30 protein-coding genes are annotated in these 24,968 nt (G+C 64.3%); 16 read left to right on the top strand and 14 right to left on the bottom strand.

Going from position 1 to position 24,968, the window contains the following annotated elements:
• Positions 1-272: 272 nt before the first annotated feature.
• From AC50YM_RS00395 to AC50YM_RS00385, 3 genes are all read right to left on the bottom strand, one after another.
• Positions 273-476, bottom strand: coding sequence for a cold-shock protein (locus tag AC50YM_RS00395; protein WP_069951488.1), 204 nt, complete (start codon positions 474-476; stop codon positions 273-275).
• Between the two features lie 208 nt (positions 477-684).
• The gene (locus AC50YM_RS00390) at positions 685-1,293 is read right to left on the bottom strand and encodes a recombinase family protein (protein WP_494955045.1); all 609 of its coding nucleotides are present in this window, start codon (positions 1,291-1,293) and stop codon (positions 685-687) included.
• A 338-nt stretch (positions 1,294-1,631) separates the two neighbouring features.
• On the bottom strand, positions 1,632-2,219 hold the full coding sequence (locus tag AC50YM_RS00385; RefSeq protein ID WP_494955044.1) for a CGNR zinc finger domain-containing protein: 588 nt from the start codon (positions 2,217-2,219) through the stop codon (positions 1,632-1,634).
• Between the two features lie 89 nt (positions 2,220-2,308).
• Here AC50YM_RS00385 and AC50YM_RS00380 point away from each other — a divergent pair, with 89 nt between their 5' ends.
• The 7 genes from AC50YM_RS00380 to AC50YM_RS00350 all read left to right on the top strand — a co-directional run bounded on the left by AC50YM_RS00380 (position 2,309) and on the right by AC50YM_RS00350 (position 7,335).
• A complete protein-coding gene (locus AC50YM_RS00380; RefSeq protein ID WP_494955043.1) occupies positions 2,309-3,403 on the top strand; it encodes an LLM class flavin-dependent oxidoreductase in 1,095 nt (364 codons plus the stop codon).
• A gap of 51 nt (positions 3,404-3,454) precedes the next feature.
• Positions 3,455-4,084 (top strand): cysteine hydrolase family protein, encoded by a 630-nt coding sequence (locus AC50YM_RS00375; RefSeq protein WP_494955042.1) that lies wholly within the window; start codon positions 3,455-3,457, stop codon positions 4,082-4,084.
• Between the two features lie 371 nt (positions 4,085-4,455).
• Complete coding sequence (locus tag AC50YM_RS00370) at positions 4,456-4,812, top strand: DMT family transporter (RefSeq protein ID WP_494955041.1); 357 nt, start codon at positions 4,456-4,458, stop codon at positions 4,810-4,812.
• Entirely contained in the window at positions 4,812-5,129 is a 318-nt protein-coding gene (locus AC50YM_RS00365; RefSeq protein WP_494955040.1) for a DMT family transporter, read from the top strand. Before AC50YM_RS00370 ends, AC50YM_RS00365 begins: the two co-directional genes overlap by 1 nt.
• 412 nt (positions 5,130-5,541) lie before the next feature.
• Positions 5,542-6,141 carry a hypothetical protein gene (locus AC50YM_RS00360; RefSeq protein WP_494955039.1) on the top strand — a complete coding sequence of 200 codons (600 nt, stop codon included), beginning with the start codon at positions 5,542-5,544 and terminating at the stop codon, positions 6,139-6,141.
• Positions 6,128-6,421, top strand: coding sequence for a transposase (locus AC50YM_RS00355; RefSeq protein WP_494955038.1), 294 nt, complete (start codon positions 6,128-6,130; stop codon positions 6,419-6,421). The genes AC50YM_RS00360 and AC50YM_RS00355 overlap by 14 nt, the downstream gene beginning before the upstream one ends.
• A 17-nt stretch (positions 6,422-6,438) precedes the next feature.
• Positions 6,439-7,335 carry an IS3 family transposase gene (locus AC50YM_RS00350; protein ID WP_494955407.1) on the top strand — a complete coding sequence of 299 codons (897 nt, stop codon included), beginning with the start codon at positions 6,439-6,441 and terminating at the stop codon, positions 7,333-7,335.
• Between the two features lie 52 nt (positions 7,336-7,387).
• Here AC50YM_RS00350 and AC50YM_RS00345 read toward each other — a convergent pair whose 3' ends face one another.
• The gene (locus AC50YM_RS00345) at positions 7,388-7,780 is read right to left on the bottom strand and encodes a hypothetical protein (protein WP_494955037.1); all 393 of its coding nucleotides are present in this window, start codon (positions 7,778-7,780) and stop codon (positions 7,388-7,390) included.
• A gap of 88 nt (positions 7,781-7,868) precedes the next feature.
• Complete coding sequence (locus AC50YM_RS00340; protein ID WP_494955036.1) at positions 7,869-8,591, bottom strand: hypothetical protein; 723 nt, start codon at positions 8,589-8,591, stop codon at positions 7,869-7,871.
• A gap of 265 nt (positions 8,592-8,856) precedes the next feature.
• On the opposite strand from AC50YM_RS00340, the gene AC50YM_RS00335 reads away from it, so the two are divergent.
• Positions 8,857-9,105: a hypothetical protein gene (locus AC50YM_RS00335; RefSeq protein WP_494955035.1), complete on the top strand. Its 249-nt coding sequence runs from the start codon at positions 8,857-8,859 to the stop codon at positions 9,103-9,105.
• 720 nt (positions 9,106-9,825) lie between these two features.
• Here AC50YM_RS00335 and AC50YM_RS00330 read toward each other — a convergent pair.
• Positions 9,826-10,626 carry an IclR family transcriptional regulator gene (locus AC50YM_RS00330; RefSeq protein ID WP_494955034.1) on the bottom strand — a complete coding sequence of 267 codons (801 nt, stop codon included), beginning with the start codon at positions 10,624-10,626 and terminating at the stop codon, positions 9,826-9,828.
• Positions 10,627-10,747: 121 nt separating this feature from the next.
• Here AC50YM_RS00330 and AC50YM_RS00325 point away from each other — a divergent pair, with 121 nt between their 5' ends.
• From AC50YM_RS00325 to AC50YM_RS00290, 8 genes are all read left to right on the top strand, one after another.
• Complete coding sequence (locus tag AC50YM_RS00325; RefSeq protein ID WP_494955406.1) at positions 10,748-11,251, top strand: tripartite tricarboxylate transporter TctB family protein; 504 nt, start codon at positions 10,748-10,750, stop codon at positions 11,249-11,251.
• Between the two features lie 2 nt (positions 11,252-11,253).
• On the top strand, positions 11,254-12,756 hold the full coding sequence (locus AC50YM_RS00320) for a tripartite tricarboxylate transporter permease (RefSeq protein WP_494955033.1): 1,503 nt from the start codon (positions 11,254-11,256) through the stop codon (positions 12,754-12,756).
• A gap of 68 nt (positions 12,757-12,824) precedes the next feature.
• Positions 12,825-13,829: a tripartite tricarboxylate transporter substrate binding protein gene (locus AC50YM_RS00315; protein ID WP_494955032.1), complete on the top strand. Its 1,005-nt coding sequence runs from the start codon at positions 12,825-12,827 to the stop codon at positions 13,827-13,829.
• Between the two features lie 33 nt (positions 13,830-13,862).
• Positions 13,863-14,492, top strand: a complete 630-nt coding sequence (locus AC50YM_RS00310) for an RraA family protein (protein ID WP_494955031.1) — start codon at positions 13,863-13,865, stop codon at positions 14,490-14,492.
• A gap of 20 nt (positions 14,493-14,512) precedes the next feature.
• Positions 14,513-15,301 (top strand): NAD(P)-dependent oxidoreductase, encoded by a 789-nt coding sequence (locus AC50YM_RS00305; RefSeq protein ID WP_494955030.1) that lies wholly within the window; start codon positions 14,513-14,515, stop codon positions 15,299-15,301.
• A gap of 78 nt (positions 15,302-15,379) precedes the next feature.
• Complete coding sequence (locus AC50YM_RS00300) at positions 15,380-16,717, top strand: TRAP transporter large permease subunit (protein WP_494955029.1); 1,338 nt, start codon at positions 15,380-15,382, stop codon at positions 16,715-16,717.
• A gap of 11 nt (positions 16,718-16,728) precedes the next feature.
• The gene (locus tag AC50YM_RS00295) at positions 16,729-16,986 is read left to right on the top strand and encodes a hypothetical protein (protein WP_494955028.1); all 258 of its coding nucleotides are present in this window, start codon (positions 16,729-16,731) and stop codon (positions 16,984-16,986) included.
• On the top strand, positions 16,983-17,972 hold the full coding sequence (locus tag AC50YM_RS00290; RefSeq protein WP_494955027.1) for a cyclase family protein: 990 nt from the start codon (positions 16,983-16,985) through the stop codon (positions 17,970-17,972). The genes AC50YM_RS00295 and AC50YM_RS00290 overlap by 4 nt, the downstream gene beginning before the upstream one ends.
• Positions 17,973-18,493: 521 nt before the next feature.
• On the opposite strand, the gene AC50YM_RS00285 is transcribed toward AC50YM_RS00290, so the two are convergent.
• From AC50YM_RS00285 to AC50YM_RS00250, 8 genes are all read right to left on the bottom strand, one after another.
• Positions 18,494-19,711: an MFS transporter gene (locus AC50YM_RS00285; RefSeq protein WP_494955026.1), complete on the bottom strand. Its 1,218-nt coding sequence runs from the start codon at positions 19,709-19,711 to the stop codon at positions 18,494-18,496.
• Positions 19,712-19,789: 78 nt separating this feature from the next.
• On the bottom strand, positions 19,790-20,014 hold the full coding sequence (locus AC50YM_RS00280) for a cupin domain-containing protein (protein ID WP_494955025.1): 225 nt from the start codon (positions 20,012-20,014) through the stop codon (positions 19,790-19,792).
• A gap of 185 nt (positions 20,015-20,199) precedes the next feature.
• Positions 20,200-20,601: a (R)-mandelonitrile lyase gene (locus tag AC50YM_RS00275; protein ID WP_494955024.1), complete on the bottom strand. Its 402-nt coding sequence runs from the start codon at positions 20,599-20,601 to the stop codon at positions 20,200-20,202.
• Positions 20,602-20,609: 8 nt separating this feature from the next.
• On the bottom strand, positions 20,610-20,942 hold the full coding sequence (locus AC50YM_RS00270; protein ID WP_494955023.1) for a carboxymuconolactone decarboxylase family protein: 333 nt from the start codon (positions 20,940-20,942) through the stop codon (positions 20,610-20,612).
• A 284-nt stretch (positions 20,943-21,226) separates the two neighbouring features.
• The gene (locus tag AC50YM_RS00265; protein ID WP_494955022.1) at positions 21,227-22,267 is read right to left on the bottom strand and encodes a zinc-binding dehydrogenase; all 1,041 of its coding nucleotides are present in this window, start codon (positions 22,265-22,267) and stop codon (positions 21,227-21,229) included.
• Between the two features lie 59 nt (positions 22,268-22,326).
• Positions 22,327-22,815, bottom strand: a complete 489-nt coding sequence (locus tag AC50YM_RS00260; RefSeq protein WP_494955021.1) for a cyclophilin-like fold protein — start codon at positions 22,813-22,815, stop codon at positions 22,327-22,329.
• Between the two features lie 47 nt (positions 22,816-22,862).
• Positions 22,863-23,630, bottom strand: a complete 768-nt coding sequence (locus AC50YM_RS00255; RefSeq protein WP_494955020.1) for a glucose 1-dehydrogenase — start codon at positions 23,628-23,630, stop codon at positions 22,863-22,865.
• Positions 23,631-23,690: 60 nt separating this feature from the next.
• Entirely contained in the window at positions 23,691-24,896 is a 1,206-nt protein-coding gene (locus tag AC50YM_RS00250; RefSeq protein WP_494955019.1) for an MFS transporter, read from the bottom strand.
• Positions 24,897-24,968: the final 72 nt, after the last annotated feature.

Here is a 24,968-nt window from a genome sequence, read left to right as displayed (position 1 = left end):
AGCGGCCGGTCGCGGGCGGCGGAGGGCGGGCTGGTGCGGATCATGACGAAGTCGTCCTCGAATTCCACATAGTCAAGAATCGAGCCCAGGACCAGGTGCGCGACGCGCTTGCCCATGTCGTGTTCGGGCCGGCGCCTGATTTGTCGCAACGGGTCCAAGGCTCCGCGGCGGCTACCGCCCGGATTAACGTCATCGTGCCAGAAGTTTACTCTCGCCCCGGACACAGCAAGAGACTGGCCGGCCGCAAGGGCTGACCAGTCTCTCGGGGACTGCTAGAGCGGCTGGATGTTCTCAGCCTGGGGGCCCTTGGGGCCCTGGGTGATGTCGAACTGAACCTTCTGGTTCTCGTCCAGGGACTTGTAACCGCTGGATGCGATTGCCGAATAGTGTGCGAACACGTCAGCGCTTCCGTCGTCAGGGGCAATGAACCCGAAGCCCTTTTCGGAGTTGAACCACTTGACAGTACCTGTTGCCATGCTTGATTTCCTTCACGGGTCGCTGGGCGGTTCCGCTTCTCGGAATACCGTCCCCGCCACTCACATGGATGAGCCTATGGGCGATCGTTGGCAGGGGCAACAGTTGGCTTCAAAAGCGGAAGTCGCCGAGGCGGCTTGGCATCAGCTGGGGCCTGAAAGGGCCGAAGGGTGAACCGGCCGGTGCGGGGGCCACTGCTGCCGGCCTGCCTCAGGGCGTCTGAGAGGTGATCCATTGCCGGGCATCCAGCTCTCCGATCCGCCGGTACAGGGTCGCCCGCGACATACCCAGGTCACGGGCGACGTGGGTGGCTGCCTCCCCGGAGTCGATGAGGCGGCGGGCGTTGCTGATCTGGCTGTCGCTGAAATGCTGCCGCCGCCCGCCCAGATCTTTCCCCGCGGCCCGGCGTTTGGAGACGGAGTCGTTGATGCGTTCGCGCTTAATCTCGAGTTCCATCTGGGCCAGGGCCGCCATGACGGTGAAGACCATGGATCCCATCGGGGTGCCGGTGTCCACATTCCCGCCGCCCAAATTCAGCACCCGAAGGTTGATGCCCCTGGCCCGCAGCTCTTCGGCAAGGCCGAGCATGTTCACCGTGGACCTTCCCAGCCGGTCCAACGTGGTGATCACCAGCGTGTCCCCCTCGTGCAGTGCTTCCAGCGCCCTATTGAATGCCGGCCTCGATGCCCGGGCGCCGCTGACCCCGTGGTCGGTGTAGAGGTCATCACGTCGCACACCGGCTGCGAGCAGGTCCCGAACCTGCCGGTCGAAGTCCTGGGCCTTGGTCGAGACGCGGACGTAACCGATCAGTTTTCCCATATAAACCCCGTAAGTGTCTTGCAACCAATACTCATGTCAGCAAACTAGCAGGAGGCTGCGATACATGGTGGCAAGACACTCGGAGCCCCGGAGTTCCAAGCCGCACTGTTGTCTCGCCGGACCGTCTCACATCCCAAGGGATATGAGACTAGCTGGCACCGTCGTCGAAGTCCCTCCAGCAGGCCTTTTTATTCTTTATACCCCCGGCCAGTGGAGCCGGAACCAATCGTGGCGGCCTGCTACGAAGATGTGTGGGCCGGACTTCGCTCACAAAGTTACTTTGAAGCTGTGCGTGCTTGTTCCATCGGGCCGAAGGTTGGCTTCGGCAGCACATGATGTCATGCGCTGTGTAGCGCGCGTTTGCGCGCGTAGGCCCGTGCGGCGCGGACGCGGTCGCCGCAGCGGGTTGAGCACCATTGCCGTCGCGCGTGGGTGCGGAGGAAGAATCGCTGGCACCCGTCCGCTTCGCAGGACGCGAGCACCGATGCTTGGTCGCGGCTTAGCAGCGAGGCAGCGTCGTCGGCGATGACGGCCATGACGTGCTCGACGACTTGTGTCACGGGGTGGCTGGCGCTGCGGGTAAACCCTGACTCCGGGTCGAATTGAAGCAGGAGCGCCCCGGGTGCACAAGTCAGCGCACGATTTAGAGCTTGCATGGCCGCTGTCGTGGGGACGTCCCCTGTGGTGTGCGCGGTGAATAGATCGCGCAGGTCTGCGCGCAGGTCTGCGAGCCTGCCCCGGCAGTGCTCGTGCAGCACAGTCTCCGGTGCGATGAGATCGTGTGCTCTCAGCCAAGCCGCGGCGTCGTCAGGACCGTCCAATTCGTCGTAGCGTTTGCCTCCGGGCAGTTCGCTTGCGCTGTTGACCAGTGCGAGGCTGGGATGCTCTTTGGCGCCTGGTACGGCTGCTAGCAGTGTTTCGGACATGGTTCTCATGGTATCAGTTTCATTTAAGCATGAGGCAGCTGCTACGCTCGAATCACGCCAAAAAACATGTTTTTCCATGAGGAGTTTTTATGAAGTTCGGTCAAGCAGCCGGCACGGCCCCATTCACACTGTCCGTGCTTTCCGCGGGCGGCACCGGAGTGGGGATGACCGCTGAGGAGGGGCTCGCGGGCACGATCGAGTTGGCGCGGACGGCGGACCAGCGCGGCTATCACCGGTTCTGGATGTCTGAGCATCATGCGATGGGAGCGACCTCGGTGTCATCACCTCCGTTGATGGTCGCCCGCCTCATCGCTGAGACGACGCGCATCCGCCTTGGCGCCGGAGGGGTAATGCTGCCCAACCACGCACCGTTGCTGATCGCCGAGCAATTCGGGATGCTGGAGGCTCTCGCCCCAGGCCGGATCGATCTTGGGCTAGGACGCGCCCCAGGCACTGATGGGGCGACTGCTGCGGCTCTGCGTAGGGGCGCGGATGCGAACGACGGATTCCCACAGCAAGTACTCGAGTTGCTCGGGTTCCTGGGCGACGGGTTTCCTCCCGGACACCCATACCGGAACGTCCACGCGGTGCCAGGCCCCTGGCAGGCAAGGGAAAACCGGGTGTCCGCACCTTCGACCGCTCCAGAGGTGTGGGTGCTCGGCTCCTCTCCGTACTCAGCACAGCTAGCCGGACAGCTCGGCCGGCCATATGCGTTCGCCTTGCAGTTCGGCGACGCTGACATCGACACGGCCATGCGTCTCTACCGTGAGAGCTTCCAGCCCTCCGACGTGCTCGCAGAGCCACACACCCTCGTCAGCGTACCCGTGGCGATCAGCGACGACCCGACTGAGGCAAAACGGCAGGCGGCAACATCGGCGATGGCGATGCTGCGCATGTTCAAAAGCGAAGGGTACCTACTCCTTCCCCCGGACGAGGTCGAGGCCTACCAAGCCACAATTCAGGAGCGGCAGATCCTCGACGCCTACACCAGCCGCAGTTTCCACGGCACGCCCGAGGCGGTCGCCGACCGTCTCGAAACCCTGCACGAGCGCACCGGCGCCGATGAGGTGATGCTCGTCGTCGGCGGCCACTCCACATCGCTCGACCAGGAAGGGATCAGCCTGATCGCCGATCACTACGAACTCCCGCACCTGAACGCACCTCTACCGGCCACCGCGCAATAGAGCCATTTCAATGCCCCGACATTCACAACACACCCCTTGAAGGAGAACCCCATGACCGCCCCCCACCGAGCCCTAATCGTCATTGACGCCCAACAGGAATACTTCGACGGACTGCTTCCGATCCAGTACCCGGACCGTGACCAATCCATCACCAGCATCCAGACCGCGATCAAGGCCGCAGAGCAGACCGGAACGCCGGTCGTGCTCGTCCAGCACGAGCTTCCCGCAGAAGCCCCGGTGTTCGGCTCCGGGTCGGCGACCTGGCAAAACCACCCCGAAGTAGTTGCCCACGAGGACGCGGCAGCCAAGCGAGTTGGCAAGCAGTTCTCCAGCATCTTCGCTGACACGGATCTCGAAGCCTGGTTGCGTGAACAGGGCATCGACACCATCACCCTCGTTGGCTACATGACAAACAACTGTGTGATCGCCTCCGCCGCAGCCGCCGAGCCTCTTGGATTCACCGTCGAGGTCCTCAGAGACGCTACGGGAGCAATCGACCTCGCCAACGACGCCGGCACCGCGCCCGCACGCCAGGTCCATGAGACCCTCATGGCGCTGCTGCACTCGAACTGGGCCGCCGTCGCCGACACCGCGACCTGGGCCGAAGCACTGCGTACGAGCGCGGCGCTGACCAAGAGTGACCTCATCACCTCCGCCGCACGGGGCCATAGTACCCGGTAGAAAGTACCGCGACGGTGGTCATCATGCACTCAGCATGCCCGGACTATGCATCTTGAACTAGAACCGGCCGCACACCGATCGCTCAGTGGGCACTGAGCCCGCCGGCGTACCACCGTCGGCGGGCAGCCGAATCAGGCGTGTGGGCAAACCTCAACGATGCATTCTGAAAGGAAACGCATCACTTACAGAACCTCCCTCTAGGCCAAATCATCTTGAATAAGCATCTACGCAACCGTTAGCTTCCTGCTGCAGGGTGAAGGACGGGATCATCGCATGACTTTTGCAGACATACTCTTTCCCTCGTTCGTGGCTACGAGAGCCACCTCGTCCTCCAGATCACCCAGTAGCTCATCACGCAAGGAACCAACCCCATGACCAACACCACTAAGGCATGGCTACTCCTAATTCCCGCGATCCTGGTCGAAGTGGCGGCCTCGCTCGCCCTCAAGGGCGCACTCGAGCACCCTGCCCTCTACGTCGTCGTTGTCATCGGCTACCTCAGCGGATTCGTCGTGCTCGCCAAGATACTCCGCACGGGTATGGCCCTCGGGGTTGCCTACGGTATCTGGGGAGCTACCGGTGTCGCCCTCACTGCCGTTGGCTCCCTCCTGCTCTTCGGAGAACCGATCACCGCCCTCATGGGCATCGGAATCATCGTCATCATCGCCGGCGTCCTGTGTGTGGAGCTCGGAGCCCAGGCCGCCCACAAGAAGGCAGAGATTGCCTGATGTCCTATCTTCTCCTCATCGGCGCCATCCTGTTTGAGGTCTCCGGCACGATCAGCCTCCGCCTAGCCATCGACAACACACGCTGGTACGCAGCAGTTGCGGTCGGGTACGTGGTGTCCTTTAGCATGCTCGGCCTCACCCTCGCTCATGGGATGCCCATTGGCATCGCATACGGAATCTGGGCCGCAACAGGCGTCGCCCTTACCGCCGTCCTTTCCAAGTTCCTCTTCAAAGATCCCCTCACGTGGCTAATGAGCCTTGGCATCATCCTCATCATCGGCGGCGTCCTCCTCATCGAACTCGGCGCGACCCACTAGCCAGAACCAAGTCACCTCCTACCGGCAGTCACGGCTGCGCTTGGTACGCCAAGCGCTACAGGAATCGACCGTAAGGGGGTTCCCATCTCAAGACGGTGTCTCGAACCTTATTGCCTCAAAACGCTAGGGTTGTGCGACGCCAAGGTTGTTGCTGGTGGGTCACCTTCAGGGGGCATTTAGTCGGGCGGGATATACGGCACGTCAGTTCCAGCATCCATACAGACGGACTTTAGGGTGCGGGGACGCCCGATGATCGACCGGCTTACGGGCGCTATCAATCAACTTGCCACCTACCCGCATGAGCGATGATGATTCCATGGGGAAAAAGTCACGCAGGCCATCTCGTCGGAATCGAAATATCCTTGGACCGCCTCGCTCTGGCCTGACTGTCACAGTCGGTGCCAGTCCGCGTATGAAAAATAGCGGCCAGCCAGCGTTGTATGACGAGCTGCGACTATTGCGCAGTTCTCTGCTCTACGCAGATCATGTGGATCTCGTCGCGCCCAGCGCGGCGTGGATAGGTACCTTTTCTCCGTTGTTGGACACAGATCCTGACGATCCCTTGTTGACCGTTGCGAATCTTCCTTCCGAGACCCTGCAGCGCCTGGGAGTCAAAGAAGTGACACCTCAAGAATTTCGCAGAGCACTGCGCAAGTTGGCCGTCAGGCCGGACAATGACCCGCAGCGCCTCGAAGGGGAGGCGCTATGGCGTCCGGCGATCGTCGATTTTAGGCAGCAGGCAGCCGAGGTCTTGCACAGCGCAGAAGGGTTGGAGCTGAACATGGCGTTGGAGGCCGGCTCTGTCACCCTGATCAGCGATGGAACGCGCTTTGAGGACGCCACTGCCCAGCAGGTCACGTGGTTCCGCGAACGACTTTCCCAGGCACTGGCTGATCCCAGCTCATCGGTTCTTCTAGATCAGGTCACCACTGAGTTCCTGCGTGAAGCAGTGCGGCCGTATGGTTTTGTGAGACAGCTTGTTAGGAGCCCGTCTTCGCATGACCGACCGTAAGAGGTATAGCCAGAAGTACAAGGACGACGCCGTTGGGCTCGTGATTTCCTCGGGCCGCCCGATCGCCCAGGTGGCGCCGGATATCGGCGTGAACGAGGGCACTCTGGGGACCTGGGTGCGCAAATACGGTGAGGATCATCCTGATCGGTTCCTCACCGAGGAGAAGGCAGCCGTGCCTTGGGAAGATCACCAGAAAGCGCTGGCCGAGAACGCGAAGCTGAAGCAGGAAATTGAGTTCCTGGGAAAAGTCAGCGCCTTCTTTGCAGCGAAGCAACGGTAGAGGAATTCTACGAGTTCATCGAAGCGGAGAAGGCGAACCATCCTGTCGCCTGGCTGTGCCGGACCCTGAAGGTCTCCCGGGCCTCGTTCTACCGGTGGCGCAACCCTGCGGGCCCGTCCCCGCGGGCCGTGCGGCACCAGGTACTCGTGGAGGCGGTGGCCGGAAAGTTCAACGACGCCCAGGGTAGAGCCGGCAGGGACCAGCTGACCCGGATGCTCAACCAGGACGGGATCAGCGTTTCCCAACCCACCGTCGGGGCCATCATGCGCGAGCAGGGCCTGCGCGCCGTACGGACCCGGGCGTGGAAGAAAACCACCGAGCAGGATCCGCAGGCGAAGACCGCCCATATCGAGAACCACATGCTCGACGAAAACGGCAAGCGGGACTTCTCCTCCCAGGTGCCCGGCACCCGGCTGTGCGGGGACATCACGTACCTGAAGACGGGCGAGGGCTGGCTGTATCTGGCCACCGTGATCGATCTGTGCACCGGCATGGTGATCGGCTGGAACATGGACCGCCACATGCGCACCGAACTGTGCACCGGGGCGCTGGCCATGGCCCGCGATCACGGCTACCTGCACGCGGACGGGGCGGTCTTCCCTTCAGACCGCGGCACCCAGTACACCTCCGCCGAATTCCAGGGCTGGTGCGCCGGGAACAACGTCACCCAATCCATGGGCAAGGTCGGCGTGTGCTGGGATAACGCCGTCGCCGAAAATTTCTTCTCGCACCTGAAGACCGAGTTCTACCACCACCACAGCTTCACCAACCGGCTCGCCGCCCGCACCTCGGTCATGGACTACATCGAGTCCTGGTACAACCGCAAACGGCCCAACGCCCGAGCGGGCCACCGACCCCCGGCGGCAGCCCTCACCGCCCACCAGACCCGCGACCAGGAACCCCTGGCCGCGTAACCGAAAAACAACGATGAAACTGTCTCAGAAACTTGACGTGCGCACCACCCGGTCAGCCTGCGGCCGCGAACGCGCGGGCGGCGGCCAACACCTGTGGGCCGGCGTCGTCGAGCTGGCCTTCGCGGAGCAGGCGGGCCGGCGGGACATCGTCCAGCTGCGGGTTCATGCCTTGGAACCAGGCCTGCACCACGGCCCGGGAATCACGCTCCGCGAGCAGGGCGGCCACGTGGTAGGCGGTTCTTAACCGGTGCATCACGTCGGCGGAGGGTTTCCGTTCCCCGTCCACCCATTGCCGGACGGCCCGGGTTTCCTTCACGGACCCGATGTAGGCGACCAGTTTCGCCCCGAGCAGGTCCCGCAGGTCCTGGACCAGCACGTCGTCGGGAAGCCGGATGGAATCCTGGTGCGCCTTGAGCCCGCCGCGGGCGCCTGTCAATGCAGTCATAGTTCATGGTCCCACAAAAAGACACGCTGAATCAAGGCTCTAAACACATCTCAAATCACACCCTGAATCACCGATAACCGTGATTCCGTCAAGCTGGTCCGATGCTGGTTCCCGAATCATCCCCGGGGTACTCCCAGACCCAGCCCCCAATGCCGTTCGGAACGAAGGCAACCTGGCCGGTCGGCGTCGTCACATCAAGGATGACCAACCCGTTCAGCTTTCGGTCTTTACCAAAATAATCGGGCAGAAGCTTTGTTCTGTCGGCAAGGCAGCCGTGCTCGATGGAGGACTCAATGGTGTTCATCGGCGTGCCGTTGGAGGCATAGCCCTTCCAGTAGTGCGGGCGGAAACTGATCATCCCTGGCTGGCCATTAACTACCAGTGGTCCCGAAAACGATGGGGTGGTGACGATTTCAAGGGCTACCGCGATGGCAATTCCATGTGGCCGGGGTGCGTTAGGTGCGTCGCATTTGACCGGCTCAATGGACGTCACCTTGAAGGTCATCGTAGGAGGGGCGTCATATCCGTCGGTAACGAGTACGGCCGTTTCACCGATCTCCTGGACCACCTGGCCGCGTTCGTTTTCATTGCCGGCAGCGCCCTCATTGGGGGTAGGTCTTGCGCTCGGCGCCGATGCGGGTGCAATTGAGGCTGTCGGTGCTGCCTGGGGTTGCGGGCCAGAGCATGCAGTGAGCATTAGCGCCAAGAGCGCGATTCCGGCGGCGACTCGAGAAGTATCCATTTCTCCCCATAATGCATGGACAGACGTGATGTCTTCATAGTAGCCCCAAGGGTTATCACCTGAATACATGCGGCGGCTTGCACGATCAACTGGTTTTGCGCCGGGGTCGGTTTGTGTTCCGACCGGGCTGGTTCTAGCGGGAGATGTAGTAGGTGCCCCATCCTCTGCCTACGAAGGTCCGGGCGCCCCAGGTGCCTTTGCTGAAGGGATAGTGGGCGAGTCTGCCGTCGCTGAGCCCAGTTATGAGACCGGAGCTTCCCGGGCGTGGGCCCTGGAGCGTCTGGCAGTCGGTGGGACGGCCCGGGGTGCAATGCCCTTTGGCGATAGGAAGGCCTTGGACGAGCTGGATGCGAGGCTCAAGTGGCAAGTCCAGGAGCAGACGCCAAACCTCCGCTTCATCGCTACCCACGTGAAAACCTTAAATTACAAAGAAGTTGAAGGTTCTCTGCGCTCCATTCAGAGGGAACTCGAATACTTTGAAACCAATGAGGACCGCCGTGAAGGTGTGCGCCACGTTGGGGTGTTGGCGGCAGCCCGGCGCAGAGGGAGTCAACCGCTAGTACCGGCAGGACAGCGAGGTTGACCGCGTCCGTAAGTGTCTCCGGAACGACCGTATGCGGAGGGCCACTTGTTCGGTCTCCCGTGCCCGCACCGGTGATTAGCACCCTTTGTGGATGAACGGCCCGATGCTTTGAGGGACAAAGTCTCCCGGCTCTCCAGGAGACGGTTGATCGCAGGACTGTGGTCGTTCCAGCACGCTCGCTGGATGGACGCTGGTGCCATGACCGCAGTCGAACCTGTCCCTGCCACGGACCTCCTGGCTGTTCCGGATCAGGGGGAAGGAACGCTCGCCGTTTCAGACCGGTCCGTTTCTGCTGATGCCTCCGGGAGCCCAAGGGCCGTTTCGGCAACGGGCGCGGCCAGCTGCCCGCTCCCAAGGTGGCCTTCTGCCGCCGCTGGGGCTGCTATTTCGTCGCCCCCGGAGCCCGCGGCAACAGCGTTGCCGGTGGCCGGGGTTGCAGCGACGTTGGCTGTGAGACGGAAGTACGCCCACAGCCCAACAGCGAAAATGGCGTAAGTCAGGAAAACGCCGATCCAAAGGGCCAGCGACTGCGAAATTTCCTTCCAGGACAAGGGCAGAGGAACCAGTACGAACGAGTAGGCGGCGAGACCGACGGCGTACCGGCATAGGGGTCAGTGGCGGAATCCTCGGCGGCAAGTCCCATGGAGCGAGCCCGCACGGGTCGGTGACCGCAGACTCCCTGCCCACTGAGGGTCCTGGCCGCGTGGCTGTGAGGCCGGACTAGTAGACGGAGCTTTCCAGCAGTTCGGACAGTCTGGCGGCTGCACGCCGGAGTTCCGGAACGCCGCCCATGAGCCTGCTTTCGGTGGCGGCTTCGACGGGGCTGGTCAGGGAGATGGACTCGCTGGGGCGACCTGCCCTGTTGGGGACGGCGACGGCGACGGACAGCACGCCGGTGGCGCGTTCATCCGCTGAATAGGAGTAGTCCGTGCCGGGTTCAGGCAGGCGGGCGCGGAGCTCGTCGTGCGTAAACGCGGCCTTTTCGTGGCCTGCCGCGATGGCCGCGGCGGCTGCCTGCTGCAGTTCTTCCTCCGAAAGTGAGGCCAGCAGAATTTTGCCTGCCGCTCCGACCGTGAGGGGGAGCCGCTTGCCGAGCGGCAGGTCATACCGGAGGGGCGCGTCGCCGTCGACACGTGCAACCAGGATTCGTTCGAAGCCAAGCCTGGTGTAGAGGGATGCGGTGAGGCCTGTCTGGGAGGCGACCTGCTGAAGGATCGGGCGGGCTGCCACTACCAAGGGGTCATTCTCGAGGTAGCTGCGGGCGGCCGGCAGTACGGCCGGTCCGATCCGGTAGGACTTGTCCGTCTGGCTGACCATGCCGAAGTCCTGAAGGACCCGCAGGATCCGCAGGGTGGTCGGCAGGCTCATGCCGCAGGTCCTGGCGAGATCACTGAGCCGCTGCGGCCGGTCCGCGCGCTGGAGTTCCGCGAAGACCTCCATGGCCCTGGAGAGAGAGCGCATGTTGGCGGCCTTAGGGCCGTCTTCGGCCGAACTTGCCGAGTGTGTCGAAGTCACCGTCATTCTTTCATTCTATGTAATCTCCTTGCCCTTGACAGCTCATGTGTCGTCTGTCACTATTTCTTCAGACGAAACATTCTTTCATAGAATGAAATGAATGATCACGGAATGTAAGAAGGAATCGATGACAACGGAGTCACTACTGACCAAACCGGAGCGCGCCATCCGCGTCGCTACGTCGGTGCTTACGGGCATCGGCGCGTTCGCCGCCGTCGGCGTGTATGTACTGGCCAGTTCGGTCAGCCTCGGCCTGTGGACGTCGCTGGGCCCCGGCCCGGGCCTGTTCCCGTTCGCCATGGGGGGAGTGCTGGTCGCGATGTCGGCGCTCTGGCTGGTCCAGGAGCTGCGCCGGCCGAGCGAGAGGGCCGAGGGGATCGACCGGGGTGTGGTCATCTCGGTCGTGGTCAGCCTTGTTGTCCTGGCGTCCGTCCTGGATCTCCTGGGCTTTCAGGTGAGCATGTTCCTGTTCCTGCTCTATCACCTGAAACTGCGCGGGCGCCGGAGCTGGGTGTCCTCGCTGATCATCGCCCTCGCCGGAAGCGTCGGTGCGTTCTATGCCTTTAACTACGGGCTGAACGTCGCGCTTCCCGTTTCGGCATTCGCTCCGCTGAACCTGATCGGACTCTAAACGTGGACACAATCAACGAATTGCTCGGCGGCTTCGCCACCGCCATGACCTGGCAAAACCTGCTCTTTGCTTTTCTGGGCTGCCTGCTGGGCACCATCATTGGAGTCCTTCCCGGTGTTGGTCCGGTGGCTGGCGTGGCCCTGCTCATCCCACTCACCTTGAACCTGGATCCCGCCGGCTCGATCATCATGCTGTGTGCCATTTTCTACGGCACCCAGTATGGCGGCACCATCACCAGCGTCCTTTTGAACACACCGGGTGAGGCGTCGTCGGCGATCACCACCATCGACGGCTACGCGATGACCAAACTCGGCAGGGCAGGTGCGGCGCTGACCTTGGCCGCCGTGGGATCTTTCGTCGGCGGAACCATCGCCACCATCGGCCTGGTCGCCGCCGCCAAACCCCTGGGTGAACTGGGCCTGCTCGTCGGGCCCCCGGAGTTCTTCGCGCTCATGGTCGTCGGCATATCCCTGCTGGTTGCTCTGGCCGGCAAGTCCATGGTTAAGGCCATCATCTCCGGTGCCGTGGGTCTGCTGATCTCCATGGTCGGCATTGACCCCGTCGCCGGCGCCCCGCGCTTCACCTTCGGGATGGACCGGCTCCTGGACGGCGTCAGTTTCGTCGCTGTCATCGTCGGCGTCTTCGGGCTCTCTGAAATCCTTTCCTACCGCAAGAGCGCGGAGACTCCCTTGGTTCATGCCCCCGGCATGCGCTCACTGCTCCCGACCCGGACAGAATGGCGGCGCAGTGCCCCCGCCATAGCCCGGGGCACCGGCGTCGGCTTCGGACTTGGCCTTATTCCCGGCATGACCGGATCGGTGTCGTCCCTGTTGTCCTACGCCGCGGAAAAGAAGTTCTCCCGCTTCCGCCACCAACTCGGCAAGGGTGCGGTGGAGGGCGTCGCCGGTCCGGAAACAGCCAACAACGCCCACGCCAACGCCGCCCTGATCCCGCTCTTCACCCTCGGCATCCCGGCATCCCCGACCATCGCCGTGCTGATGGGCGCGTTCCTCCAGCAGGGCCTGACGCCCGGGCCCGCCTTGTTCACGGATCACTCCGAGATCGCCTGGGCCATCATCGCCAGCCTCTTCATCGGCAACGTGCTGCTGCTGCTGCTCAACGTCCCCCTGGTAGGCCTTTGGACCTCCATCCTGCGCGTTCCCACCCCCATCCTGACCGCCCTGATCCTGCTCTTCATGGTCATCGGCGCTTACACCATCAACTTCAGCGTTTTCGACGTTTTCGTGATGATCGGCTTCGGCCTCCTCGGCCTGGCCCTGCGGAACCTGGACATCCCGCTGGCGCCCATGGTCCTCACCCTGGTTCTGGGCCCGCTGATGGAACGCTCACTGCGCGAATCCCTGGAAATTTCCCAGGGCGACTTCGGTGTCTTCACCAGCCGCCCCATTTCCGCCGTGCTGATCGGCGTCGGCGTGCTGATCATCTGCAGCCCGCTGCTCAAGTTCCGCAAACCCAAGGCCCTCACCGAGGACCCCGAAGCCTAAACCTGCCCACCACTACGCCTTACTAAATATCAACCCCAAATCACGCATTTCTTCAAAGGAGAAGACCCTTGTCACGCAAGAAAATCACCGCAGCCTTCGCCGCAGCAGCCCTCCTCGCCCTCACCGGCTGCGGCGCCAACGCCAGTGCCAACAACGCCGCCTCCGGGGACGATTTCCCCAAGAAGGGCAAGTCCATCGACTTGATCGTGGCCTTCGGCTCCGGCGGGGCCGTGGACACCGCAGCCCGCCTCGTTCAGCCGATCCTGGAGAAGGAGCTCGGCACCAATGTTGAGGTCATCAACAAGCCCGGCGCCGGTGGACAGATCGGCTACACGGCTCTGACCAGCGCCAAGCCCGACGGGTACACCATCGGCGCCACCGGCTCCCCGTCAGTCGTCGTCTCACCCCTGGACCCGAGCCGCGGCGCAAAATACACCCGCAGCAGCTTCCAGCCCCTGGGCCGCCAGGTCATCGACCCCACGGTCATCGCCGTCCAGCCCGACAGCCCGTATCAGACCTTGAAGGAGCTCCTCGACGCGGTTAAGGCCAACCCGAAATCCATGACCGCGAGCACCACCGGGCTGCAGACCGGCGAACACTTCGCCCTGGCCCAGATCCAGGAGGCCACCGGCTCCGAGTTCGCCCCGGTCCACTTCTCCGAGGGCGCCTCCCAGGCCACCACCGCATTCCTCGGCAAACACGTGGACGTGCTGGTCGCCAACGTCAGTGACGTGAACGACCTGACCAAACAGGGCAAAGCCCGCGTCCTGGGCGTCATGACCGCCGAGCGTGCCCCCTCGCTGCCCGATGTTCCGACCTTCAAGGAAGCCGGTTACGACTTTGTCGCCGGCACCGTCCGTGGCTACTCGGCACCGGCCGGCCTGCCGGACGCCGTCGCCAAAAAGCTCGAAGCCGCCCTGCAGAAGGCCATCGAGGACCCCGCTGTCAAGGAGAAAATGAGCGCCCTCGGCCTTCAGACCAGCTACCTCACGGGCGGCGACTACGAGAAGTTCTGGGCCGGACAGGAGGAGGACTTCAAGAAGGTCCTCCCGCTGGTCCAGAAAAAAGACTAACCCCCACTGCCACCACTCACGGAAGAAACCACCATGACAACGCCCGTCCTTGAGGACATCGACGCAGACTTCGCCCGACCCGACAAGGTCGTGCTCGACCGCCTCGCCAAACTGCCCGCCGCCAACATCGGCGACGCCATGGACCGCCTTGGAGTCGCAGACTCAGCCATCCGGGCCATCTGGCCCGGCGCCCGCCTCGCCGGACCGGCCTTCACCGTCTGGACACGACCCGGAGACAACCAGGGCATCCACCGGGCACTGCAGCTCGCCCGCCCAGGAGACGTGATCGTCGTCTCCGGCGGCGGGGACGAATCCCGGGCGCTGCTGGGCGAACTCATCGGCGAACGCGCCATCAACCTCGGCCTCGCGGGCTTTGCCCTGGACGGCGCAGCCCGCGACGCCGAAGCCCTCGGCGAGATCGGCATGCCCGTCTTCGCCCGCGCCATTACACCGGCGGGCCCGTACAAGAACGGCCCCTCCCGCCTCGGCACGCCCATCTCCTTCGGCGGAGTCCCCGTCCTCCCGGGGGACATCATCATCGGCGATTCAGACGGCGTCGTCGTCATCCCCAGGGAACAGGCAGCCAACGTCGCGGAAGCCGCCGAAGCCGTCTTCGCCGACGAAACCAGCCGCCGGGCCGCCATCATCGCCGACCGCCACTAGACAGAAAAGACACATACCAAATGACAGCGTGCACCGTCATAGGCCTCGGTGAGGCCGGAGCCACCTACGCGGCCGCCCTCGTCGCCGCGGGCCACAGCGTGACAGGATTCGATCCCGTCGCACCCTCCACCCCAGCCGGCGTCACCCGGGCAGCAACCGCAGCACAAGCCTGTGCCCGCGCGGATATCGTCCTCGTCCTCACCGGGGCGGGCGCAGCGCGAAGCGTGGCCCAGGAATGCCTCCCGGTACTCCCGGCAGGGAGCTGCTACGCGGACTTCACCTCCTCTTCACCGCAGGTCATGCAGGAACTGGGGCAGCTGCCCGGCCAGGCGCTCTTCGCCGACGTCGCCATCCTCGGCCCCGTCCCCACCCAAGGCGTCAAGACACCCCTGATGGTCAGCGGACCCGGCTCCCGGGCAGTGGCCGAACTCCTTTCCCCGCTGGGCGCCGACGTCGAAATGGCGGACGGGGAACCCGGGGCCGCGATGGCCCATAAACTGCTCCGCAGTGTCCTGATGAAAGGCCTGGCCTCAGTCGTCGTAGAGGCGGTCACTGCCGGACGCGCCGCCGGGCTGGAGGACTGGATCCGCACCCAGATCGCCGGGCAGCTCGCCGGTAACGGCCACGCTGTCATCGACAGGTTCCTCACCGGCACTGCCAAGCACGCCCTGCGCCGTTCCAAGGAGATGCAGGACACCGCCAGCTACCTCTCGGACCTGGGGGTGCCCGCCGAAATGACGGCAGCCTCAGCCACGGCCCTTACACGCATGGCCCAGGATACGGCGCCGATGGCGCCTGCCTTGCGCTGACCCGGGCATCAGGCACAATCATTTACAGGAACCAACGATGAACTATTCGCCAATAAATTCCCCGTCAGGAGCAGCATCATGATCGGCATCTGGGCTCTCGGGGCCTACCTGGCCGTCATCCTGATCTGGACGACACTGATCAAACGCAGCGTCGGGGAAGCCATGATCCTCGGCTTCCTGGCCGTGCTCCCGTTCACGGGAGCCGCCGCGGCACAGATCGGCTGGGCGTCCCTGTACTCCGCGGTGACCGACGAAATTGTCTACGCCACCATGGCGTTCGTGTTCATGGGGTACCTGCTGGACAAGACAGGCGTGCTTGACCGGCTCATCGACCTGCTGAACTCCCTGATCGGCGGCGTCAGAGGCGGCCCCGCCTGGGTGTCCACCGTGGCGTCCGCCGGTCTGGGCGGGGTGGTGCACAACCAGGCGGCCATCGCCGCGACCGTCGGCTCGGTGACCATCCCCTGGATGGAGAAGTCCAGCCTCGACAAGCCCTCGGCCGCGACGCTCGTGGCCGGAAATGCCGGAATGGGCATCACCTTCCCCTTCAGCGCCTCCATGTTCGTCCTGGTCGGATCCGCCACCGTCGGCCCCCTGCTAAACGTCAATTCGCTCGTTCTTCCCCTGCTCATCGGCGGTCTGTGGTGCTTCCTGCACCGGCTGATTGTCACCTGGCTGCTGATCCGCAAGAGCGGGATGACGCCGCTGGACCCCGCACACCGGCTGACTGCCCGGGTAGCCTTCGGGCGCGGCTGGGCCACCCTGCTGCTCTTCATTGTGGTGGCCATCCCGCTGATCATCACCTCCGGCGCCATCGCCACGGCCCTGTCGGACTGGACCGGGGGAGATGTCACCAAAACCGTCAGCGTTATCGTCTGGATTCCGGTGGTCCTCCTCATCACCGGGGCCCTGCTGGGCAGGAAAAAGCTGCCCGGCAGCGGCCGCGCCTGGTGGACCCTGCTGCGGGACTCCTCCCCGAGGTTCGGCATCGTCGGCATCACCGTGGTCTTCGCCTTCGCGGGGGCCAACGCCCTCGCCGCCACCGGCCTGCCCAAACAGATGACCGCCCTGCTGAACCAGCTGAACCTGCCCCTGTGGCTCCTCGCCATCCTCATCGGGCTGATCGTCATCGCCGTCGCCGCGCCCCTCTCCGCCACAGCTACCATGGCCGCCGTCGGAACCGTCGGCGTCGCCACACTCGTCGCCGCCGGCGTCCCGGCGACCACTGCCGCCGTTGCCGTGCTGATCTTCTCCTCCTGCGAAGCAGCGGTTCCCCCCGGAGGCGCACCGCTCTACGTCGCCTGCGGCATCGCTGACGTGGACCCGGTCAAGACCTTCTCCCGCCTGCTCACCCACTACGCCCTGCCGCTGCTGGGAATCGGCGTGCTAATCATCGTCGGCATCCTGCCGATCTAAAGGAACAAGACATGCAGCAGACCAGACGAACCATCGAAGTCATCTTCGTCCTGACCCTCGCCCTACTCCTCCTGGGAGGCGTCGTATTCGTGGCAGGCCAGGCCATCGCCCTCATCGCCGGGCAAGGTGACTGGCTGCAATTCTTCAATGGCGCGTTCAAGCCCCCGCTGTGCATCGCTGCCTCCGTGTGTGCGGGCGCCGGTTTCCTCCTCAGCTACAAGCACCAGCAGAAAAAAGTAGAGGCGCCCCAGGAGGTAGCGACGCGATGACATTCCTTGCCGGGGACGGGACGTACCCGACATTTGCCGGGTTGCTGGAAAGGGAGGGTGGGCTAGCCGGGACATCCTGGGGATTGTTTCCCTACCCGGACCGCGGAACGCCGTCCTTCATCACACCGGACACCATCCTGGAAGCCACGAACTGCATCAGGACCGGTACGGTCTTCGGCCTGGACTACCCGGCCGACGCCTTCGATCCCGGAATGTCCCTCAAACGCAGCGCACCGCGCCACACCATCTACTCCTCCCACCCCGCCCACCGCGACGACTACCTCGACGGGTACTACCTCCAGGGATCCACCCAGATCGACGGACTCCGCCACCGCCGGGCAGACGACATCGGCTTCTACAACGGCACGCCGGATGACCGAATCACAGAAGGCACCCCGGACCTCGGCATCCAGGAATGGGCGGACAAGCCCATCGTCGGCAGGGGAGTGCTGATAGACCTCGACGGGCACCGCAACCGTCTGGGCGCCCCCATCGACCATGCATGCGGAGAACCGCTCAGCCTCAACCTGATCCGGGAGGCCATGGAGGCGCAGGACCTCAGCCTCCGGCCGGGCGACATCCTCATGCTCCACACCGGCTGGTGCGAATGGTTCCTCGCCCTGAAACCCGAGGAAAAACGGCGGACCCGCGACGGCCGGCGTGCCACCGGCATCGCCCAGACAGAGGAGTTTGTCGCCTGGGCCTGGGACCACCGGCTCGCACTCCTCGCCGCCGACAACTTTGCCTTCGAATGCCTGCCCGCCATTCCCGGAAGCCCCTTTCTAAACAGCGCGCCGAACGACCACGGCATGATGCACCAGCAACTCCTCGCCAAACTCGGCATGCCCCTAGGCGAACTGTGGCGGCTCGGCCCCCTCAGCCGCCACATGAAAACCACCGGCCACTGGGACGCTTTCATCGGCATCAAGCCGCTGAACATCACCGGCGGAACCGGGTCACCCGCCAACGCCACCGCAGTGATGTGACCCGAACGCGCTCATGGCCACGGCCGAATTCCGAATGGGCCCCGGAGAATTCGCCTCCTGGGCCTCCATCATGGCGGTAGGGACAGCTACAGAACTGCCCCGGAATGGCGATGCTCAACGTAACGCCGCTGATACTACTGCTTGGATCTCCCAGGCTGACGCAATGCGCTACGTTCTAGCCGTTCACTTACCCCTCCTTGGCGCTGAAACGACATAGATCCGTTACCGGTGTTTCAGTAGGGCGAGTTGAGACAGGTGAGAGAGTTCAAGACGCCGCTCGTCCCGCAGCCGCAGCATGGTTCCGCGTTTGTGCTCAATCAGGGCTGACCGCAAGGCCGCGTCTCCAGCACCTGGCCTGATCCCGGCTCCGGGACAGCTACTGCCCTGACGTTCCAGTCCGGGCCGGCGCGAGAACAGGGCGGTCATGGTTTTCGTCATGTGTAGTTCCTTACGTGAGTGTGCTTGTGGGCCAGACCCTGAATGGTTGCGGGCCAGTGGACCGGAGCGATATCAGGGTCGGGCTATTTGGCCCGACGATGACGCCGTGGGTGGGTTGCGGGCGGCCACGAGCGTGCTGATCCAGACGAGGACGGCGAGGATGGCGTAGCCGACAGTGATTGTCGGGAGGCTGACGGTTCGGCTTGCTTGTCCGGCGATGAGGCTGGGGACGGCGGAGCCGGTGTAGGAGATGGAGTAGATGACCGCAAGCAGCCCGCACGTTCCTGGGGGCGCGCTTCCGGGAGGAGGGTGTTCATGCTGCCGGAGGCGGCGACGCCCATGCCGATGCCGCCGACGACGCCCGCGCCGATGAACATCACGAGGACTCCGGCGGTGCTGGCAAACGCGAGACCTACACCGGCGGCGGCAACAAGCGTCATCCCGACGCGTTGGGCAGTTGCCGGCGTGAAGTGTCCGGCGATGAAACCGCCTAGGAAACTCGGCGCCATGTAGGAAGCGAACACGGCGGCCGCGGCGAGAGGGCTGTGGGAGCCGAGGTCGTCGGCGGCGATGGAGGGCCCGAACGAAGTGAAGTATCCGCCAAAGGCCCAGGTTGCGACGAAGACCCCGGACGCTAAGGGCAGGTAGCGGCGTGACGCCTTTGGGACTGCTAGCCGGGGGATCAGCGATGACCACGCGCCGGCGGTGCGGGGGACGGTCTCGGGGCGAGTGCCCAGAGCGATCGCGCAGCCGAGCAGGATCACGGCGAACACACAGAAAGGCAGCTGCCGCGGGGCCGGCGCGAACTCGACGAGCGCTCCGGAGAGGAAGACACCGAGGGCAAGACCGACGGTAGCGGCAGCGGTGGTGACGGCCGGGACAAGCCAGCCGGGTCGCCGGGGAGCCGTATCGACGACGTAAGCGCCGATCGCGCTGGAGGCGAGACCGGCGGCGAGTCCTTGGAGGACGCGGCCCATGAACAGAGGAAAGAAGCTGTCGACCCATAGCAACGTCATACAGCCAGCGACGGCGATCAGGAGCGCCGCAACTGAGACGGGACGGCGTCCGTAGTGATTGGAAAGCCGCCCAAGGAAGAGCAGTGCGAAAACGGCGCAAACGAAGTAGGCGACCGCGACGAGTGAGAATTCATCGTTGCTCAGCCCGTCGAGAGTCCGATAGCTGTCGTAAAGCGGGATGGGCGTTGCACCGGCGGCGAAGACCGCGACGAACGAAACCGTCGCCGTGACGAAGCCGCGGGCCTTGACGCGGGTAGGGTCCGGGGCGGTGGGGTGTGTGGTCATGCGCGTCCTGGGCTGACGAGCCCCGGGAAGATGGACGTACCGGGGTTCACAGTTGAGATGAAAGGGGGCAGATGGGGGCTACGCCGGCGTGGTGCCGTTGTACTCGTCGGCGGTGATGTGTTCGCGCCAGGTGGTGGTCTCTGCCGGGTCGTCGCCGTTCTCCAGCATGGCTATGTGCTCCATGAAACAGCCGGGTGCGGCGGCGTGCCAGTGTGTTCGCCAGGCGGTGTGGGCGCCCTGGGCGAAGCGTACTGTGGCGACAACCATGCGCTGGTCGCCTTCGTCGGGAAGTGCGATGGCCACACATCGCCGGCGAACTGCGCCGGGGTCTTGCTGGTGGGATTGGGGTTTCGATGTCATACGTTTGCGTCACCTACAAGGAGTTTCCGAGACGCCGATATGCCCATTCAAATTGGTCCGGATAACGTGCACAGCTGGGAGCGGCCGCGGCCAATGGGTCGGCCGCGGCCGGAACCGTTCCGGTCTACCTAGTTGCCGTTGTACTCGTCGTCGGTGATGTGCTCGCGCCAGGTGGTGGTCTTGGCGGGGTCCTCACCGTTCTGGAGCATGGCGATGTGTTCCATGAAGCAGCCGGGGGCGGCAGCGTGCCAGTGCTCCTCGCCGGGCGGGGTGTACAGCGTCTGGCCGGGGTGGACTTCAATGATCTTGCCATCGCGGCCGCCGAAGCGTGCGACGCCCTGGGTGACCCGAAGGTACTGGCCGTGCTCGTGGGAGTGCCAGGCGGTGCGGGCCCCGGGAGCGAACCGGACGGTCGCAACGACCATCGTCTGGTCACTCTCGTGGGGCAGCGCTATCGGGTCGAGCCAGACGTCGCCGGCGAACTGCGCGGCCGGGTTTTTCGAGGTGGGCACGGTGGGTTCGATGTGCATGGTTTTCCTTACTTGTTGTCGGTGAAGAGTTGCTTGGCGACGCCCATCGCGGACATGCCCTTGGGCCAGCCTGCGTAGAGTGTGACATGGGTGATAGCTTCGATGAGCTCCTCCTGAGTCACGCCGTTCTCGACGGCGCGGCCGAGGTGGTAGCCCAGCTGCTCGGTGTTCCCGCCTGCGGTGAGCACAGCAACGGTGATGAGGCTGCGATCCCGTGCGCTCAGTTCGAGCCGGTTCCAGACGTCCTCGAAGAGGACGTCGTCGGTGAGCTCGGCAAGTTTCGGGGCGAAGTCGCCGAACATCTTCCGGCCGCCTCCGAGCTGCTTGGGTTGGTCAGTCATGATGATCCTTCTTTCTGTGCGTGCACTGCTGCAACTGACGGTTGCAGCGGGGTCTTTGGCTTTCGTGGACGGCCAGGGAGGCTTGTCGCGTTGAGCGGCAGCCTGGTCAAGGAAGGTGCAGGCTTCTGCTCTAGGCGTCCTCGGCGCACCGGAGAACAGATCTTCCATCGCGGCGGTCGTGACGAGCGCGGAACCGATCCTGGCGGAGGAGCCGGTCTGGCCTCGCTTACAGGGGCGTGCCTCGGGGCAGGTCTCCGTGGCATAACCCCCGAACGCTTGTTTGGTCAGAAGGCGATCATCACTTTGAGGGCTTCGCGGTCGTCCATGGCGCGGTAGGCGTCGGGGACCCCGTCGAGACTAACGGTGCGGTCGAAGACCCTGCCCGGGTTGACGGTACCGTCAAGGACGGCCGGCATCAGCTGTTCGATGTAGGCGCGCACGGGTGCGGGACCGCCGGTGAGGGTGACGTTGCCGCCGAAGAGGCTGCCGAAACCGACCGATGCCTCTTCGTACTGGGGAACCCCGACGCGGCTGATGATCCCGCCGGGGCGGACGATGCCGTAAGCCTGCTCGTAGGCCGGCATGTGTCCGACCGCCTCGAGCACCTTCCGAACACCCTGACCGCCGGCGAGTTCACGGACTTTCGCGATACCTTCCTCGCCGCGTTCGGGGACGATGTCGGTTGCCCCGAACTCGATGCCGAGGTCGGTGCGGGACTGGTGGCGTCCCATCAGGATGATGCGTTCGGCGCCCAGCTGCTTGGCGGACAGCACGGCCATGAGGCCTACCGCGCCGTCGCCGATGACCGCAACGGTGTCTCCGTCGGTGACGCCGGCGCGTGCAGCTGCGTGCCACCCGGTGCCGTACACGTCGGACAGGGTCAGCAGCGAGGTCAACAGCGGGGACTCCTCGTCAACGCCGGGTACTTTCACGAGGGTCCCGTCGGCGAACGGAACCCGGATGCCTTCGGCTTGGCCGCCGCCCATTCCGGGTGCATCCCAGAAGCCTCCGTGCAGGCACGAGGTGTGGAGGCCTTCGCGGCAGAATTCGCAGGTTCCGTCGGAGTACGCGAAGGGGGCGATCACAAGGTCGCCGGGTGTAAGGGTGCGAACGTCGGATCCGATCTCGTCGACGACGCCGATGAACTCGTGTCCCATGGACACTCCGCCGGGGGTGCTGTCCATGCTGTGGAAAGGGTGCAGGTCCGATCCGCAGACGCACGCCCGGACGATCCGGACTACTGCGTCGGTGGAGTTTTTGAGGACGGGGTCGGGGGCGTCGATGATGCGGACGTCGCCGGGGCCGAACATGTAGGTGGCTTTCATTGCTATCTCCAGATGAGTGGTGGGCGGGCGGTACGACGGATCAGGCAGGCTGCAGTGGGTCAGTCGGCTTTACGGATGGTGGCGGTGAAATCGTTGGTCTGGTTTTGGACGGCCTCGGTGTTTTCGTAGGTGCCGATGGGTACGATGCCGGTGAAGTAGCCGACGTGCCGGTAGTAGAGGACGAGGCTTTGCTCGGGGGCGTAGTACCCGATCGTTAGCGGCGCGGCGTCACTTCCCTCTGGTGCGCCCGCGAGGTCCAGCGGGGCGGGTAGTTCCGAGATCTTTTCCTGGCCGCCATGGTCACGGAACGACAGAGTCAGGGGAAGCTGGGCCAGCAGCGAGGCTGACGTGGCGCTGCCGTCGAGTTCTCCAGCGATTCTCCGGCCGTCGACCTCGATGACAATCGGTGTAGCCGCTGACGATGGTGTCCGGGTGGCTGCCGGATCGGCCGTTGGCGTGGCCGGGGAGGGTGAACGTGTCTCAGCGTTGCCGGCCGGGTTGGAGGTGCAGCCGGCGAGGACGATGGCGATCAGGACGATCGCAGGCACCACGACACCTGGTCGCAGAGCTCTTCTGGGTGAGAAACGCTTGCTCATCAGCCGACCGTCTGTCCGCCGTCGACGACGAGCGTGTGCCCGACGGTGAAGGCTCCCTCGTCCGAGGACAACCACAGCACGGCGGATGCGATTTCCTCCGGTCGCCCGAGACGGCCGATGGGTTCCATAGACTCCATCTCCTTGCGCCCCTCTTCGGTACCGCCGGATACCCGTTCGATCATCTTGGTGTCGATGACGCCGGGGGCGACGACGTTGATGCGCACCCCGTCGCCGACGTATTCCAGCGCCGCGGACTTGCTCAGGCCGATGACGGCGTGCTTCGCGGCCGCGTACGCCGCTTGTCCGGCGATGCCGATGACTCCGGCGCCGGATGAGGTGTTGACGATAGTGCCGCCGCCGGCGGCGACCATGAGACGGATCTGGTGTTTCATGCACAGATACACCCCGCGCAGGTCGACGTCGATGATGCGGTCCCATTCGTCGTCGTCGAGGTCGGCCACGAAGTCGTGGGATTGTTCAATTCCGGCGTTGTTGAACGCCGCGTCCAGGCGGCCATAGGTCGAAGTCGTGAATTCGAGGGCAGCGACAACGTCGCTGGCGCTGGTGACGTCGCAATCGACAGCAGAGGCTGTTCCTCCGAGGCCGGTGATCAGCTGTACGGTCTCGTCCTGGCCGGCGCTGGGGAGGTCGGCGGCGACCACTCGGGCGCCTTCGGCGGCGAACGCCAACGCGGTTGCCCGTCCGATGCCGGAACCGGCACCGGTGACGAAGGCGACTCTGTCAGTGAAGCGGTTGCGAGTGTTCATGATGGATCCCTTTCCGGGGATTGTGGGAGGGCAGGGTCTGCGGGGGCCTGCCGGTGTTTTCTAGAGGCGGGCGGGGAATGCGGTGCGGCGTCCGTAGATGGTCAGCATGAGCGCGGCCAGGCCGGCGACGATCATCACGACCGCAAGTACCAGGCCGCTGAAATTCGTTAGCAGGGCGGCGCCGAGGATGCCGGCGGCGAAGATGGCGAGGTTGAACGCCACCGGCAGGAAGGAGTTGGCGACGTCCGAGTCCGCGCCCCCGGTGGTGGTGAGGGCAGCTTGGAGCTGGGCGGCCGCCCCGCCGAACGTGATCCCCCACAGCACGGTGGCGACGATGATCGCCGGGGCCGATGTGTGGCCGACCAGCAGCACCACCGCGGCTGCGATGAACAGGGCGACGCTGCCGTGCAGCAACGGGCGGGGGTGGCGGTCCAGGAGCGCCCCGGTGATGACGATTCCGGCGATCGAGGCGACCCCGAAGATGAAGAGTTCGACGTCGACGGTGAGGCTGCTGCCGGTAGTCCTCAGATACGGGGAGATGTAGGTGTAGATGGTGTTGTGTGCCAGCATCCAGGTGAAGATGACGGCCAGGATCACGGCGATGCCGGGGATGCGGAACACCCGGACCAGGGGGAGCCGCGAGGTCCCCGGCTGCCCTTCGGCATCGGGCGCGATAACAGCGATGAACACACCGGCGATAACGGCCACTGCGGTGAGTCCGGCGAAGGCCCACCGCCAGCCGAATGTCGTTCCGAGCCATGACCCCAGTGGTGTGCCGAGAGCGAATCCGACGGGTGCCCCGACGGAGACGATCGCCAACGACAGGCCTGCACGGGAGGGCGGGCTGATCTTCCGGCCGTAGGCGGCCAGCATTCCCCAGATGATTCCGGAGAACGCGCCGGCAACGAAACGCGACACCAGCGAGAGGGTCACGTCGCTTGAGAGGGCGGTGGTGCTGTTGGCCAGGATGAGGCCGAGGATCGCGCCAAGGAGTAATGGCTTGCGGCGCATGCCCCGGGTCAGGGTGATGGCGGGGATCGTGATGATCACCGTGCCGAGGGCGTAGGCGCTGACGAACAGTCCGACGGTGCCTTCACTGGTCCCCATTCCGGTCGCGATAACCGGCAGCAGGCCAGCCGGCATGGTCTCCATCGCGACGAGGACGAAGCCGATGATCGCCAGAGCGACCAGAGTCGTGAGCGGTAGCTGTTTCGGTTTTTCAGTAACTACCGGGGACGGCGCCGGAACGGCGGTGGTGGTGTTCATTATTCTCCTTAACCGCAATGGGTTGCGCGGTTATTACTGGCTGGGAATGGGCGTGAATGTTTTCGGCGCCGT

The organism is Pseudarthrobacter sp. RHLT1-30-1, assembly GCF_059383415.1.
This window is presented reverse-complemented; position numbering and strand designations above follow the sequence as displayed.